Source organism: Streptococcus entericus DSM 14446 (genome assembly GCF_000380025.1).
Classification (GTDB): Bacteria; Bacillota; Bacilli; order Lactobacillales; family Streptococcaceae; genus Streptococcus; species Streptococcus entericus.
Genome location: NZ_KB904156.1, coordinates 147,354 through 162,997 on the forward strand (window position 1 = coordinate 147,354; position 15,644 = coordinate 162,997).

At 45.0% G+C, this 15,644-nt stretch carries 17 protein-coding genes and 1 pseudogene; 11 read left to right on the forward strand and 7 right to left on the reverse strand.

The genetic code is table 11. The features are described from left to right. A partial coding sequence (locus A3GW_RS0102175; RefSeq protein ID WP_026216543.1) for an LPXTG cell wall anchor domain-containing protein occupies positions 1-591 on the forward strand: 591 nt, incomplete at its 5' end. Between the two features lie 141 nt (positions 592-732). Here the strand turns inward: A3GW_RS0102175 and tnpA are convergent. From tnpA to A3GW_RS0102195, 4 genes and pseudogenes are all read right to left on the reverse strand, one after another. After that, positions 733-1,247, reverse strand: a pseudogene (gene tnpA, locus A3GW_RS10660) (IS200/IS605 family transposase). Positions 1,248-1,429: 182 nt separating this feature from the next. Continuing rightward, on the reverse strand, positions 1,430-2,056 hold the full coding sequence (locus A3GW_RS0102185) for a TetR/AcrR family transcriptional regulator (protein WP_018367684.1): 627 nt from the start codon (positions 2,054-2,056) through the stop codon (positions 1,430-1,432). Positions 2,057-2,063: 7 nt separating this feature from the next. Continuing rightward, a complete protein-coding gene (locus A3GW_RS0102190) occupies positions 2,064-3,170 on the reverse strand; it encodes an ABC transporter permease (protein ID WP_018367685.1) in 1,107 nt (368 codons plus the stop codon). After that, entirely contained in the window at positions 3,158-3,895 is a 738-nt protein-coding gene (locus A3GW_RS0102195) for an ABC transporter ATP-binding protein (protein WP_018367686.1), read from the reverse strand. The genes A3GW_RS0102190 and A3GW_RS0102195 overlap by 13 nt, the downstream gene beginning before the upstream one ends. Positions 3,896-4,103: 208 nt before the next feature. Here A3GW_RS0102195 and A3GW_RS10665 point away from each other — a divergent pair, with 208 nt between their 5' ends. The 6 genes from A3GW_RS10665 (at position 4,104) to trpX (ending at position 9,422) form a co-directional block, all read left to right on the forward strand. Further along, the gene (locus A3GW_RS10665; protein ID WP_018367687.1) at positions 4,104-4,697 is read left to right on the forward strand and encodes a GNAT family N-acetyltransferase; all 594 of its coding nucleotides are present in this window, start codon (positions 4,104-4,106) and stop codon (positions 4,695-4,697) included. 122 nt (positions 4,698-4,819) lie between these two features. Further along, a complete protein-coding gene (gene truA / locus A3GW_RS0102205; RefSeq protein WP_018367688.1) occupies positions 4,820-5,596 on the forward strand; it encodes a tRNA pseudouridine(38-40) synthase TruA in 777 nt (258 codons plus the stop codon). Beyond that, complete coding sequence (locus A3GW_RS0102210) at positions 5,559-6,323, forward strand: bifunctional hydroxymethylpyrimidine kinase/phosphomethylpyrimidine kinase (protein WP_018367689.1); 765 nt, start codon at positions 5,559-5,561, stop codon at positions 6,321-6,323. Before truA ends, A3GW_RS0102210 begins: the two co-directional genes overlap by 38 nt. Next, positions 6,310-6,774 carry an ECF transporter S component gene (locus A3GW_RS0102215; protein WP_018367690.1) on the forward strand — a complete coding sequence of 155 codons (465 nt, stop codon included), beginning with the start codon at positions 6,310-6,312 and terminating at the stop codon, positions 6,772-6,774. Before A3GW_RS0102210 ends, A3GW_RS0102215 begins: the two co-directional genes overlap by 14 nt. Before the next feature lie 461 nt (positions 6,775-7,235). After that, complete coding sequence (gene trpB, locus A3GW_RS0102220; protein WP_018367691.1) at positions 7,236-8,414, forward strand: tryptophan synthase subunit beta; 1,179 nt, start codon at positions 7,236-7,238, stop codon at positions 8,412-8,414. Positions 8,415-8,426: 12 nt separating this feature from the next. After that, a complete protein-coding gene (gene trpX / locus A3GW_RS0102225; protein WP_018367692.1) occupies positions 8,427-9,422 on the forward strand; it encodes a tryptophan ABC transporter substrate-binding protein in 996 nt (331 codons plus the stop codon). Here trpX and A3GW_RS0102230 read toward each other — a convergent pair. Beyond that, positions 9,415-9,873 (reverse strand): A24 family peptidase, encoded by a 459-nt coding sequence (locus A3GW_RS0102230; RefSeq protein ID WP_018367693.1) that lies wholly within the window; start codon positions 9,871-9,873, stop codon positions 9,415-9,417. The two genes, trpX and A3GW_RS0102230, sit on opposite strands and share 8 nt — an antisense overlap. Positions 9,874-9,985: 112 nt before the next feature. Here A3GW_RS0102230 and A3GW_RS0102235 point away from each other — a divergent pair, with 112 nt between their 5' ends. Next, positions 9,986-10,513, forward strand: coding sequence for a Dps family protein (locus tag A3GW_RS0102235; protein WP_018367694.1), 528 nt, complete (start codon positions 9,986-9,988; stop codon positions 10,511-10,513). A 273-nt stretch (positions 10,514-10,786) separates the two neighbouring features. Here the strand turns inward: A3GW_RS0102235 and A3GW_RS11195 are convergent, their stop codons facing one another. Then, complete coding sequence (locus A3GW_RS11195; protein WP_018367695.1) at positions 10,787-11,320, reverse strand: TetR/AcrR family transcriptional regulator; 534 nt, start codon at positions 11,318-11,320, stop codon at positions 10,787-10,789. 103 nt (positions 11,321-11,423) lie between these two features. Here A3GW_RS11195 and A3GW_RS0102245 point away from each other — a divergent pair, with 103 nt between their 5' ends. Beyond that, positions 11,424-12,722, forward strand: coding sequence for an alpha/beta hydrolase (locus tag A3GW_RS0102245; RefSeq protein ID WP_018367696.1), 1,299 nt, complete (start codon positions 11,424-11,426; stop codon positions 12,720-12,722). Positions 12,723-12,777: 55 nt separating this feature from the next. Here the strand turns inward: A3GW_RS0102245 and A3GW_RS0102250 are convergent, their stop codons facing one another. Continuing rightward, entirely contained in the window at positions 12,778-13,287 is a 510-nt protein-coding gene (locus A3GW_RS0102250; protein WP_018367697.1) for a TetR/AcrR family transcriptional regulator, read from the reverse strand. Positions 13,288-13,420: 133 nt separating this feature from the next. Between A3GW_RS0102250 and A3GW_RS0102255 the strand changes: the two genes are divergently transcribed. Next, a complete protein-coding gene (locus tag A3GW_RS0102255; protein ID WP_018367698.1) occupies positions 13,421-14,563 on the forward strand; it encodes a pectin acetylesterase-family hydrolase in 1,143 nt (380 codons plus the stop codon). Between the two features lie 14 nt (positions 14,564-14,577). Next, entirely contained in the window at positions 14,578-15,636 is a 1,059-nt protein-coding gene (locus tag A3GW_RS10675; protein WP_018367699.1) for an alpha/beta hydrolase, read from the forward strand. Positions 15,637-15,644 lie beyond the last annotated feature (8 nt).

Sequence of the window (15,644 nt, forward strand, 5' to 3'; positions counted from 1 at the left end):
AATAGTGACCAGAGCCAAAGCCTGTCATTCACAACAGTGACTCGTGATGGCAAGCGCTATGCCAAATTCACCGCAGAGCACTTCAGTGAGTATGGTATTGTTTATGAGCCACAATCAACACCGGTTCCAGATCCAGAACCGACTCCAAATCCAGACCCAGACCATGTTCCAACCCCTGGTCAAGGTGGGGACACCTCAAATCCTGGTAACCCAGGCATTAACCAAGGTAACATACCAGACACTGGTGATACACCAAATAAACCTGTGGACAAGGCTAAGTTGGTGACTGATTTGCTTAAAGAAATCAATGCTTCAAACTTGACTGACGAGCAAAAAGGCGAATTGGCTGTCAAGGTGGCATTTGCAGAAACCGAGGCTGAACTCGAAGCCATCAAGGCAGAAGTTGCTAAACTTGTTAAAGCGACAAGCCGACCAGCTACAGGTCCTGCAGCTACAGCACCAGCCTCAGCGACAGCAGGTAAGAATGTACTCCCTGCAACAGGAGATGCCCACACAGCTCTAGCCGTTGTCGGCGCAACAGCCCTCCTATCAGCCCTAGGCTTAGCCGGACTGAGAAGACGAGCTAGATAATCATAACCACCCATCTAACGGGTGGTTTGAACAGGGGCTATAAGCCCATATCACCAGCCAGCGCCTAAAGACGCTGGCTTTCACTTTGTTCAAGCCTAACCGCTTTTGACTCGTCACTCGCCTCTTAAAGAGGCGTTAGTATTACTTGCCACTATCCCTAAAGGGATCTTCGTATTCTTTCACACTCAATTTATCAAGTGCGATGTCATGTTAATTTGCCTTCTTATTTCTAAGCTCATGAAGAAATCATCCACTGGATAATTTCTTTGCTCCTGTATATATTTTTTAATCGTGGCTTCGTTAAGTCCTACTGTGCTTACATAATATCCCTCTGCCCAAAAATGGCGATTGCCAAATTTATATTTGAGATTGGCGTGTTTATCAAACATCATAAGAGCACTCTTGCCTTTTAAATAGCCCATAAAACTTGATACACTTAACCTTGGAGGAATACTGACTAACATGTGAACATGGTCTGGCATCAGATGACCTTCGATAATTTCAACACCTTTATAACTACACAATCGTCGAAATATCTCTCCAAGACTACTTCGATATTGATTATANATNATTTTTCGTNTATACTTAGGGGNGAANACANTGTGNTANTTACANNACCACTTTGTNTGTGATAAACNATGTGCNTTTTGNGCCATATTTTTCTCCTTTCGCTNTACAATAGGCTTGAACACCTTTATTGTATCGCGTTTGGAGTTTTTTTGGTATAACCTTCGATGCGCACCCGCATAGCGGGTGGTTTATTGGTCACGCACCTTCGGAGCGTGACGGACTTAAAGTCACATAAAACGATAAATAAAACCAGTTCATTGAACTGGTTTTATTTAGTTAGCAGTTTCATGATTTGTAACTCAATGAACTTCAAATCATCTGCCTCATTATCAGTAGCGATTCCTAAAAAATAGCGTTGCAAAACATAAATGACCAATGGAGATAGAATATTTCTCAACAGTGCATCATCTTTGATATCTTTTATCAAGTAACCATCTTTTTGTAGTATTTCTTTAAAAAGACCAATCAATTCTGGTAACAAAGGTTGAAAATTTAAGAAAAGTTGCTGGCGAATTTGAGAGGATGTCTGCACTTCTTGAAAAATAATTTTAATCAGATCACTATTTGCTGTTACAAACGCAAAACGGTCTTGAACAAGGAAATGTACCATACTAGCAGTATCGGGACATTCTTTAAGATGTTCTAAAAACGGCTTACCAACAAGATCAACCAATGGCTCACAAACACCTAATAATAAATCATCCTTGGTTTTGAAATACTTAAAAATAGTAGCTTGACTGACCTGAGCTTCTGAAGCAATTTGTGCCGTAGAAGTCGCATAAAAACTCTGTTCAGAAAACAATCTTATTGCTGCTAACATCACTTTACGTTTCCCTGCTGGCATTGCTAAATTCTCTAATTGTTCCTGATAAGTTTGAAATGTTCTTGCTTGCATACTGTTATTATACCTTACGATAACGTTTTAAGCCAATAATATTTGCAACTGTAAGAATTGCTAAGAAGACCAATAAAATCAAAATGTCAAAAGCAATATGATTTATCCCTTGCCCATACAAAATAACTCTGGTCAAAGCATCACCTGCATAGGATAAGGGCAGAACTTTTCCAATATACTGAACCCAGTCTGCCATGGAATCTAAGGGAATAATCCCTGAAAAGAATAACTGAGGCATAATAATAAGTGGAATAAATTGCATCATTTGAAACTCAGACTTGGCCAATGTAGACATCAGAATACCAAATGCTAAAGCCACCAGTGCCATCACAAAATTCACCAAGACAACATTAGCAATATTCCCCACAACCTCTAAATTCATCAGCCAAATGGTCGAAAAGACAATGACAAGTGTCTGCACAGTCGCCAATAGACCGTATGAAAGCATATAGCCGAACACAATCTCGCTACGACGAACTGGTGTTGCTAGTAGTCGATCTAATGTCCCAGTTGTCCGCTCTTTAAGAAGAGCCATTCCTGAAATCAAAAAGACAAAGAAGAACACAATGAATCCCATCAAGATGGGTAACATTTTTGAAAAGAAGCCTGTATCTTCATTTCCGTAGTTGTAATGCTCTATAATCGTCACTTTCCCACGGTCCTCAGGCATAGATTGTGCCAATTTAGGATTTGCCTTGACAATCGTCCCTATCGCTATTTTTAATTGCTCTACCGCAGATGAACTGAGCGCCGCCTGAAAAGCTTGCTTTGTGATGGTTGTCTTACTTGCATCGGTGTTTGCGTAGGTTACCGAATAATTTTGAGCATCCACTGCAACAATGACACCATCAACCTTCTGATTTTCTAAAGCTTCTGTTGCTTTTTTTTCACTGTGGTACTCTTTCACCTTGACATGATCCATATCTTCCATTGTAGATACCAGACTTTCTGAAACGTCAACTGTAGCTAGGGTTACATTCGTTGTACTACTTGCTGAAAACATAGTATTCATCAACCACATGATAAAGATGGGTGCAACGAACATCAGCACCAGAGTTCGTTTATCACGCAATAATTCTTTAATGACTTTTTTTGTAATGGCTAGTGTACGCATTCGTTTTCCTCCTCATCCTCTGCCTTCAAAAAGACTTCTTCAATCGTGTTGACACCATATTGCTCCTTAAGAACCTCTGGAGTATCAAATGCAATCACATCTCCGTGCAATAAAAGCGCAACTTTATCAGTCAGCTCAGCCTCATCCATCACGTGTGTGGTAATGAAAATAGAGCGACCTTCTTTTCGAATACGGTTGAGTTCTGACCAGACTTTTCTACGAAGGGACGGATCAATTCCGACTGTCGGTTCATCCAAAATGAGTAATTCAGGATTTCCCAATAAAGCAATAGCCAACGATAAACGACGTTTCATCCCACCAGAGTAACCTCTAACCTGTTTATCTAGATGCTCTTCAAGATCCACAACGCGTGCCAAATGATGGATTTGCAAATTTAAATCTATTTTTTTAATCCCTTTCATTTGACCATAAAACTCAAGATTTTCAAGACCACTAAGGCTTTCATAAAGCGCATCCGATTGTGCCATATATCCAATTTCCCCAAGGATATGGCGGTGAGGCATCTCCTTATTCAGAATCAAGGCTTGACCACTGTCCGCCTTCTCCATCCCTAGCATGGTTTTAATCATCGTAGATTTCCCAGCACCAGATGGTCCGATGAGACCGATGATTTCCCCCTTATTCACAGAGAGTGTGATACCATTTAAAACAACCTGTGAAGTAAAAGCCTTCTTCAGATTTTTTAAATCGATCAGTTTATCCATAATGATTTCCTTCTTTCAATATATAGGTGAGTGATTACTCACTTTTAAACAAAACCCATTATAGTGAGTAATTACTCACCTGTCAAGTCAAAAATTTCTTTTCCAGTCTTTTTTGATATAAAATTGGTAAAACTGTATGGATAGCCAAACTTGAATTCCCCTATTCTTTCTGCTACACTGTTATCAAAATAAATATAGGAGGGTGGGCATGTCAATATTACGATTAGTAACACCGAGCATGGATTTTAAAGACGACATCTTAGCCTATAAAAAGGAATTTCAAGATGAGCATCTCTACGGTGGCGCACGCTTGCAGGAGATGGATAACCTGAATGACTGGTTTGAACACATCCATCGTGCCTCCTCCTACGAAACCTGTCAAGAAGGGCGTTCCCCGTCGTCTACCTTTCTCTGTATTCGCGAAAGTGACCAAGTCATGGTTGGTATCTGCAATATCCGCCACAATCTCAATCAAGACTTCCTCATCAATATCGCTGGTCATATCGGCTACTCCATCCGACCAAGTGAACGGCGTAAAGGCTACGCGACAGAGCAACTGCGACTGGCTTTGCTAGAGGCAAAACAACTGGGGATTGACCGCGTCCTTGTCACCGTAGCCGACTGGAATATCGGCTCTCAAAAAACCACTCTTGCCAATGGTGGTGTCTACGAAGACACTCGTATAGACCCAGATGACGGTGATAAGATGCTCCGCTATTGGATAAACAATCATAACCACCCGTCTAACGGGTGGTTTATTGGTCACGCACCTTCGGAGCGTGACGGACTTAAAGTCACATAAGCTAAAAAAACTAGATTGGCCATGAGCCAGTCTAGTTTTTTATTCAGATGTTCAAGCAACTTTTCTTAAGAAATCTTATTCTGACGTTGAAAATCATAGCTTGCCGTGCTATAATGTTACCCATGACACGATACAAGGTAACCATTGCTTATGATGGAACGCATTTTTCGGGGTTTCAACGCCAGCCACAAGCGAGAAGTGTTCAAGAGGAACTAGAGAAGACCTTGACCAAGCTCAATAGTGGTCAACCCGTGACTGTCCATGGGGCTGGTCGCACGGATGCTGGTGTCCACGCTTACGGTCAGGTCATCCATTTTGACCTGCCTGAGGCACGGGAGGTAGAAAAGCTTCGCTTTGCGCTGGACACCCAGTCTCCTGAGGATATCGCTGTGGTCAGGGTTGAGCAGGTGGCGGACGACTTTCACTGCCGCTATGCCAAGCATCATAAGACCTATGAGTTTTTGGTCGATGTTGGTCGCCCCAAGAATCCTATGTTGAGACATTTGACAACAGCCTATCCTTATCCAGTCGAGCTAGTTCCTATGCAGGAAGCCATCAAGGATTTAATCGGCACCCATGATTTTACTGGTTTTACCGCTAGTGGAACCAGTGTGGCTAATAAGGTCAGAACCATCACGGCAGCTAGCGTGACCTATGATGCAACTAAGCACCTCTATACCTTTACCTTTACTGGTAATGGCTTTCTCTACAAGCAGGTCCGTAACATGGTTGGTACACTGCTTAAGATCGGGAACGGTCGCTTTCCTATTAGCCAGATAAAGACCGTTCTCGATAGCAAAAATCGCCAGTTGGCTGGTCCGACAGCTGGTCCTGGTGGTCTCTATTTAAAGGAGATTTCTTATGACGACGACGTACATTCTCGCCCTCTCGGGCAATGACATCTTTAGTGGGGGCGGTCTCTATGCTGACTTGACAACCTACACGGTTCATGGCTACCACGGTTTTGTGGCGGTGACCTGCCTGACCGCCCTGACGGATGAAGGCTTTGAGGTTTTTGCGACTGACGAGCAGGTCTTTGCTCATCAACTCAAGAGCCTGTCCACTGTTCCTTTTTCGGCCATAAAACTAGGGCTTTTACCTAATGTGACAATAGCTGAGCAGGCACTTGAGTTTGTCAAAGCTCATCAAGATATTCCAGTGGTGCTAGATCCAGTGCTTGTCTGCAAGGAAACCCACGATGTTGAGGTCTCTGCTCTGCGGGATGAACTGCTAAAGTTTTTCCCCTATGTCACCATCATCACCCCAAATCTGGTAGAAGCTGAGCTATTGACCCGAAAATCGATCAAGAACCTAGAAGACATGCAGGAGGCCGCTAAGACGCTTCACGCTTTGGGGGCGAAATATGTGGTGATAAAAGGCGGTAACCGTCTGAGCAAGGAATGCGCCAGTGATGTTTTTTATGACGGCGAGACCCTGACGGTGCTTGAGAGTCCTGTACTTGAGAGCAATAATATCGGTGCGGGCTGTACCTTTGCGTCTAGTATCGCTAGTCAACTGGTGGCTGGTCAGTCACCTCTTGAAGCGGTTCGTGCCGCCAAGGCCTTTGTCCACAAGGCTATTCAACAATCTGATGATTACGGAGTGATTCAATATGACAAAAACTAAGATCAAAACCTTGACCCTGCTTGCCATTATCACTGCCTTGACCCTTGTTCTGGGTAAAGTCTTTCAGTTCAGCATGGCACTGGGGTTCTTCACCCTTCTTGATGTGGGGATTTACTTTGCAGCCTTTTATTTGGGCAAGAAAGAAGGGGCCACTGTCGGTGCTCTGGCTGGTTTTCTGATTGACCTCCTCTCAGGCTATCCCCAGTACATGCTAGTCAGTTTGGTTGCACACGGGGCACAAGGCTATCTGGCTGGATGGACAGGCAAGAAACGCCTACTTGGTCTGATTTTATCTGTCCTTGTGATGGTCGCTACTTATTTTATCGCTGAAACGGTGATGACCAACGTGGGAACGGCACTGACAACAGTTGTTGGCAACAGCCTACAAAGTTTAGTTGGTATGGCACTTGGCTATGCTTTGGTGCAACTGATGAAACGTGTTGGAAATTAAACCATCGTGGAACTCTCTCCTGCCCTCTTTTATTATGCTGATTTGGCTGTATGACAGACCAAATAAAAAATAATATTTGCTATTGACAGCCTTTTCAAAGTATGATAAACTAATTATCAATCAGAAGAAGTACTCTCTATCACTACTTTCAGGGAGCTGACGGTTATTGCGAGTCAGTAGTAGGCAGGGATGAAATGGGCTGAGGTTTTATTAGAATTCTAAACAATGTGAATTCGGTGTGCACCCCTTACCGTGCAACTCCTTGTTAGAGGAGATTGAGATGATGACGCCATAGCTTTTTTGCTATACAAAAGTCTTCAACTGAGGTGGCACCGTGTTAAAGCTGATTTAACGCCCTCACGCAATGAATTTGCGTGAGGGCTATTGCGTTATTGGAAAAACTAAGATTTGACTAAAAAAGGTACCGTTTGGTTAAATCGATGCAAAAGGAGAGAAAAAAGATGACAACAGGTTACTTTGGACAATTTGGCGGCTCTTTTGTACCAGAGCCTATTCAGGTCTTATTGGATGAGTTAGAACAGGTTTTTAACCGTTATAAAAATGATCCAGATTTTTTAGCAGACTATCAGAGCTACCTAAAAGATTATTCAGGACGTGAGACCCCGCTTTATTATGCGGACAGTTTAACGACACATTTTGGTGGTGCAAAAATTTATTTGAAGCGTGAAGATTTAAATCACCTAGGTTCTCATAAATTAAATAATGTGCTTGGGCAACTATTGCTGGCCAAGCGGATGGGTAAAACACGTGTGATTGCAGAAACAGGAGCTGGTCAGCACGGTGTAGCCACTGCAGCGGCAGCGGCAAAATTTGGAATGGCTTGCGATATCTACATGGGAGCAGAGGATGTCCGTCGGCAACGTCTTAATGTGTTTCGGATGGAGATGATGGGGGCGACAGTACATGCTGTGGAAACTGGAACACAGACGCTGAAAGATGCGGTTGATGCCGCTTTTGGTGCATGGATGGCTGACCTTGATGCCTTCTATGTCCTAGGATCAGCAGTAGGTCCTCACCCTTATCCAAGTATTGTACATGAGTTTCAAAAAGTCATTTCTCTTGAATCACGCCAGCAATTTCTTGAAAAAGAGGCGCGGTTACCAGACTACGTTTTTGCTTGTGTTGGGGGTGGTTCAAATGCCATCGGTGCCTTTTCTGCCTACTTGTCAGATCAAACGGTACAACTTGTTGGGGTAGAAGCGGCAGGTCGCGGCTTAGATACCTCAGATCACGCTGCAACAATGACTAAAGGTCGTGTAGGAATTGTTGACGGCATGAAGACAATCTCGTTGTTTGAAGAAGACGGTTCAGTCTCGCCTGTTTACTCTATTTCAGCAGGCTTAGATTATCCAGGTGTTGGACCAGAACATGCTTACCTAAAGGAAATTGGTCGTGTATCTTATGAATCAGCAACCGACGATGAAGCGGTAAAGGCTCTCTTGCTTTTATCTCGAACAGAAGGGATCTTACCTGCTATTGAGAGCTCCCATGCTCTAGCTGGCGCATTTCGTTTGGCACCAACACTCAGCTCAGAGCACACCATTCTTGTCAACCTATCTGGTCGTGGGGATAAGGATGTTGCCGCCATCGCAGACTACCTCAATAATTCATCACTATAAAAGGAGACAATCATGAAAAACAAACGCTTAGCATTTATTTTTGGAGGGCTTTTGGCTCTTGTTATTCTAGCTGTGGGCAGTCAGTTGATCCGCCCGTCGTCTGAGAAGCATCAAACAGACAAGGTCAAGGTAGGGGTCTTGCAATTTGTCACCCATGAAGCATTGGATGACATTTACCGTGGCATCAAGGCTGGCCTAAAAGAGTCTGGTTACACAGAAGGTAGTAACTTGCAAATTGATTTTCTTAACAGTGAAGCTGACCAGAGCAAGGTTCAAACCATGAGTCAGACCCTAGTCAATAATAAAAATCAGGTGTTAATCGGTATTGCTACACCCGCTGCACAAGGCTTGGCATCAGCAACTAAGGATATTCCAATTGTGATGGGAGCTGTGACAGACCCTGTTGGTGCAAAGTTGGTGAGGGATTTGACTGCACCAGATGGCAATATCACGGGTGTGTCTGATAAAACACCAATCGCTGACCAGTTGGAATTGATGGCAACCTTGACACCGGGGGTCAAAACGGTGGGTGTCCTTTATTCTAGCAGCGAGGATAACTCTAAGTCTCAGGTTGAGGAATTTAAGACATTAGCTCAAGCCAAGGGTTATGATGTTATCGAATATGCTGTAGCTTCAAGCAATGACATCACCTCCATGACCCATGTGATGATAGAGAAGGTGGATGCGATTTTCCTTCCGCTTGACAATACTGTTGCCAGTGCTTTCACAACAGTTGTCCAAGCAGCCAAGGAAGCGAAAACACCGATTTATACCAGTGTTGACACGATGGTGGCTGAAGGCGGTCTTGCCTCTGTTTTCATCAACCAGTATGAGCTCGGTGTAGCGACAGGGAAAATGGCAGCCAAACTCTTACAAGGAGAGCAGGTTGCTCAGTTGCCTGTCGAGGTATTCGACCAGGGCACACCAATTATCAATGAAACGGTTGCCACGGAGCTTGGCATAACCATACCAGAACAGCTCAAAAAAGAAGCTCAACTCATCAAATAAGTTGATTTAATTGCAGCAAGATAAACTGTCCCAGTAGTAGAAAAGGGACAAAGGCAATGGGCTGCTTACCCTGTTTCGATGCCCAAACGGCCATTATCCCCATCAAAGATGCCAATTGGATAATCCAGAGAATATCACTGGTCGACAGGACAAGTGCTAGGGTACTGAGGTAGAAAAAATCACCGGAGCCAATCTTGATATCTTTGATTTCTGCTAAAATAGCCAAGCAAAACAGGATGAGACTGGTTGTATTCACTCCAGTAAAGGGCAGGATGACAGCAGTGCCTGCTAGCCAGATCCATAGTGGATAGGACTGACTAGTTAGATCGTATAGAGCCAAAATAGATCCCCAAAGCAACAAATAACCTTCAGCATAGGACACTTGCCCAGTTGCCAGTTGAATAAGCAGGAGTAAGCCGATGACTATAAAAAAGATATGATGTACTTTCATATCTTTTTATTCGTTTTTTGACAGGATAAATTCTTGACAACTAACTTTAAAAGTGTATAATAGTTAGTGTAATCAATAATGATTATAAATAAGGAGGAGAAGGAGAACGATTATGACAATTTTATCGGTTAAAGAATTGGCGGAGCGTGTTGAGCAACTCAGTCAAACAGAATCAGGAAGACGTCCTAAAACAAAAGCCGTTTTGAATCAGGCGGTTGCTGACTTAGTAGTTGCCCGAACAATCATTCACCAAATTCACTGGTACATGAGAGGAAGAGGCTTTTTGCATTTACATCCATTCATGGATACTTTAATTGACGCGATCAGTGAGCACTTAGATGAACTGAGCGAGCGTTTGATTACATTAGGTGGCTCTCCTTATTCAACCTTGGGAGAATTCCTAGATGTGACAACTCTTGTTGAGGTCAAAGGAGACTATAACCGTTCTGTCCAAGATCATATAGAGCGTTTGATTGCTGTTTATAGTCAATTAGCAAATCTTTTTCAAGTTGGCTTGGACGTCACTGACGAAGAAGGCGATGACCCATCAAACGGTCTCTTTGCAGATGCCCAAGGTGAGGTTGAAAAGAATATCTGGCAACTACAAGCAGAGCTAGGTCAGGCACCTGGACTGTACTAATGGCATTAAAAAGCTGGGGAAACATAGGTGTTCCCCAGCTTCTTTTATATATCCCCAAAAGTTAAGGTAAAGTGAGAGACAACGTCCGCGCCAGCTAACCGCCCTGTTAAGTTGTCAAACATAGCGTACAAAGTAGCGTCTACCTTTTTGTAAACTTGCAAATGAGGTGATTGAATTGGGGCAACTGACATAACAAAAGACGTAGCTGTTGAGACAGTCGATGACACTTTGTAGTAACTGAAGGTTAAGTTAAATCAGCAAAGTCAGTGTTTTTTATTCAAAGAGCCGGTTAAGTTGCTCTGCCATTTCTTCAGGCGACTGGGGATTTTTCTCACCTAGCCAATCACAAATAACCCGTGTGATGCCTGCTGCCACAAAGCGATTGCGGTAGTAGGTCTGCTGGTCAGGCTCTTCAAAGGCCATAGGCTGATAGCGGTAGGCTTCTTCCTCCAGTAGCTCGCGGAGCCCTTCTGCCAAGAGCAAGCGATAAAAGCGAAAATCCGCCGCTATAAACTGAAAAAGCCCTAACAGTCCTGCTTGCCTATTCTCCTGAAACCTAGCGACATTGGTACTGGCTAACTGAGCAAAACGCTCCTTGAGCATGACCCGCAGGACATCTTCTTTGCTACTGTAGTTACGGTAAAAGGAATTTCTTGCCACCCCAGCCCGCTCGACCAATTCGGTGATGGCAATTTTCTTGAGCGATTTCTGCTCCAAGAGAAGCAGCAGAGCTGTCTCGATGGCTTCCTTGGTCAGCTGGTGGTTTTCTTCATTAGAGCGGCGGAGGTAGTCTAGCGTCTTGGTCACGATGGCACATCTCCTTTGATTTGTCTTAGCCGAAAGGCTTTTTCTTGTTATTCTACCATATCGGTGGTACACTTGTACAGTCAAAACCAGAAAGGACGCTCTTATGAACCCTCTTTACCTCATCGACATCCTCATCCTCACCCTCAGCCTGGGGCTGTATGTCCTCTTCCACCAGCCTGCGACTATCGTTCCAATCCTGCTAGCCCTCCTCACCTACCGCTACCTGCATAGCCAAGCCCTCTGGCAAAAAGGATTCAGCCTAGCAAGTTCTTTTGCTCTAGTCATCGGTTGGTGGAGCGACCGCTACTCTCTCGCCATGCTGGCAGCGACCCTGACAGGCGTGACAGGCCTGAGCCTTATCCTCTCTCATCTTTTGAAAAATGGCAGAGCTCCTCAGACCGTTTGGAGCAAGGTCAGACGTGGTTTAGCTAGCCTTGCTCTACTAGGTCTTGTAGTTGGTCACCTCTTTTTAACCTACAATGTCATCAACCCAGACGTCATGACCCGCCAAGCTCCGCTATTGTTCAGCGAAAAAACACCCCCAAGAGAAGCCAACCTCCAGCGCACCGAAGAGATATCAGAAGGCAGAATCAACTACTACAACCTAACTTATCCATCTCATCTGCCCAACAACACCATGGACATCTACACCACACCACAAGCTAAGGGAACGCTGGTCTACATCCACGGTGGCGGCTACGCTGCTGGAGACAAGTGGAATCGTGAGAATTACCTCTTTCGCTATGTCAAGGATGGCTACAACGTTGTCAATATCAACTACCAGCTCTCACCCGCTGCTCGCTACCCTGACGGCCTCACACAAGTCGACCAAGCACTGGCTGATGTCGTCGCACAGGCGACCACCTACGGTATTGATCCCAATAGCATCATCTTGTCAGGCGATTCGGCTGGTGGGCAACTGGCAGGACAGTTAGCCCTTGTCTTGACGAATAAAGACTATGCCAAAGCCATTGGCTTTATGCCCAAAACTCAGATCATTCCCAAAGCCTATATCGGCGTTAGCGCGTGGTCGGATATCCAGCTAGGCATGCGGATGGGGGATCCTGTTCTGGATTGGTTCATTCAACCACTTGCCCGTTCCTACTTCCAAGTACTGGATGTGGAGCAGGCAGCTATTGCCGAAGAAGCCTCAATCGTCAAGCATGTGGATGCCAACTTTCCAGCCAGCTTTATCAGCGATGGCAACACAGGCAGTTTCACCACTGCCAATCTGGCGCTGGTTGACCGCTTGAAAGCCCTTGGAGTGAGGGTTGAGAGCCAGTTTTACGACAAAAAAGACGTTGAACTCCACCACATCTTTGAACTGGACATTAAAAACCCTTACGCTCAAGAGGCCTATGCCAAGCATTTAACCTTTTTAGAAATAGTTTTGGCGGATTAGTAGAAAAAGAGAATAAAAGACGGGCGGTGTTGCTCGTCTTTTTAAATCTGTAACCTTATCCATTTTTCAGTAATGCCATAATCTCATCAGGACTCTCCTGACAGCCCTTGGCCACCCAGGTCCGTAGGACCCTGAAAAAGCCACCGACAATAAATTGCAGGTGAAAATCATCCGTCAGATGCCCTAGCCGTTCTTGAAAATACCGATTTAATTCTTCTTCCAACAGATAGTCCAAGCGATTGGCCATGAGCAAGCGAATCGGCTCCTGCTGCCCGTAAAAAAAATCGAAAAACTGCCGCAGGGCCAGCATCAAATGGGCATCCGACCAATCCGACAAATCCATCTCCCGTCTCTCCAGCCAAGCCTGCATCTCATGACGAAGGGAGCGGACCAGCACCTCCTCCTTACTGGTAAAATTACGGTAAAAGGTCACTCGCCCCACACCAGCCCGTGCCACCAGTTCGGATACGCTAATCTTCCCAAAAGGCTTGACCGCCAGCAAGTCCCACATCGCTCCAATCACACTCTCCACAAACAGCGATTCCTGCCGCTTAACCTTGTCCATGCGAAACACTTCCTCCCTTTTGTTTCCTTTTGGAGCAATAGCAGAGCTAGTACTAGTTTTCCACCCCGTCATCTGCTATACTAGCAAAACAGAAACACTTGTTTCTGAAATTATACCACAAGAGGAGATAATCGTGACAAAACAACCTTTCTACAAGAAAAAATTTTTTAAAGTTTTTACAGTTATCCTAGCTAGCCTTGGTTTAATTGGTTTCGCCGCCTACAAACAGACCTTTGGCTGGTCGGCACCTGAACTCAGACAAGAAACTCCTGATGTGGGGAAATGGTACCGCCTCAGTCCTGATGGAGTGGTTGATTCGACCGGTCAACCAGCTCACGGTTTACTGAGGATTGGCAAGGACAAAAACAAGGTCATGGTCTATTTCTTTGGCGGTGGTGCCAGTATCAATGCTGAAACAGCTGCAGCTGGTAAGGCCTTCTACGCCACCTCAACCAAGCACCAAGATTTTGTCGCTACCTGGGGGATTGGCAGTTCCCAGGAAGACAATCCTTTTAAGGATTGGACCATCTTAGCCCTGCCTTACAGTACCGGTGATTTTCATTCTGGAACAGGCGAATTTGCCTACACCGACAAAAACGGCCAACAAAAAATCCTCCACCACAAGGGTTACCAGAACCTGATGACCCTGATGGCTGAAGCCAAAACCTATATGGGCAATCCTGACACCCTTCTGGTCACAGGATTTTCAGCTGGTGGCTTTGCCACATCCCTCCTGGCTGACGATGTGATTGACCAGTTTCCAACCGCAAAAAACATCACGGTTGCCGTTGATAGCTCGCTCCTACTCCACGATGACTGGAAAGGGATTGCCGAACGGGTGTGGCAAACGCCTGACCACATCAGCGACCGCCTGAACTCTAACAATCTGGTCCTGGATAGCCTGGTCGCCCTCCATGATAAGCGAGGCGATACCGTCAAAGTTCTCTTTGATAGCTCCTATCGTGACGGCATTCTTCAACAATACCAAAACTATATCGACAAGGGACAGCTGGCGGACCCGACACCTGAGACTAGCCAGCAATTTCAAGCCGAGCTGAAAGCCATGGTTGAGAGCCTACAAAGCCGTATTGACGGCGTTGGTATCTATGTCTGGAACCACGGTCAAGATGACAAGACAACAGCTACTCAACACACTACCATCAACTATAAAACCTTTTTCACACCCATGAGTGACGATAAAAGCATTGCTGACTGGATGGCTGATGCCGTCAATGGCGACGTGAAGAGCTATGGATTAGAGTTATTGAACAAGTAGAAAGGACATCCCTAATGACACAGAAGAAAAAATCAAAACGACTCTGGAAGATTTTAGGGCTTACCCTAGCAAGTCTGATTGGACTTTTTAGCCTCCTAGCGGGAGCTATTGCCCTCAAACCCCAACTCGTCATTAGCGTCATTCAGTCAGCGATGTATCCGAATGGCAAGGCCATTAATCCGACAGAACCGCTCAATCCCCCTTCCCAACAGGTCAAGGAAAATGGGATTTATTACCGCAATGATATCGACTATGGCAGCACCTACCCCAACTCGTTTTTAGACATTTCCTATCCGTCTGAGGATACCAGTGTTGATAGGCCAACTATTATCTATTTCCATGGTGGAGGGTTTTTCGGTGGCGATAAGGCTATGGGTGATCCCTTAGCGGCAAATAACGATAGCAACTATCTTTTTGACCAGCTGGTTCAAGAAGGTTACCATCTGGTCAATGTTAACTATGTTCTAGTGCCTGACTACCACTTCCCAGACCCCATTGTACAGATGAACGAAGCGGTCAACTACCTAGTGGACCATCAAACAGAGCTTGGCCTCAACATGAACAAGGTGATTTTCTTTGGGCAATCGGCTGGCGCTATCATGGTTGGCCAGTATGGCGCCATCTTGTCAAACCCTGATTACCGAGCTCTCTACCCTTTGACCCAAGACCCAAAACTCACCAGCTCTCAAGTCAAAGCCATGGTCATTGATGATGCCCCCTTTCAAATCCCCAGCGGCAATCTGGCACTGGACCTGATGATATCAAATTATCTGGATGATAACCTCTTGTGGCAACAGAAAGAATTGCTCCAGTCATACAATCCCATCCCCAATCTGACCGCTGACTACCCTCGCTCAATCATGCTAGCAGGAACGGCTGACGGATTCCCAGAAGATATGAGAGCCTTTAGTGATAATCTCAGTCAACTCGGGGTAGAGAACACTTATTTCCACACAGACAAGGAAACCTATGGCTTAACTGCCCATGGCTACCTGTCCAACCTTAAATACGATAAAACAGGAGCAGCTCAGGCTGCTTACAAGATGATTTTAGACTTTATCAGCCAACCATAGTGTTTATG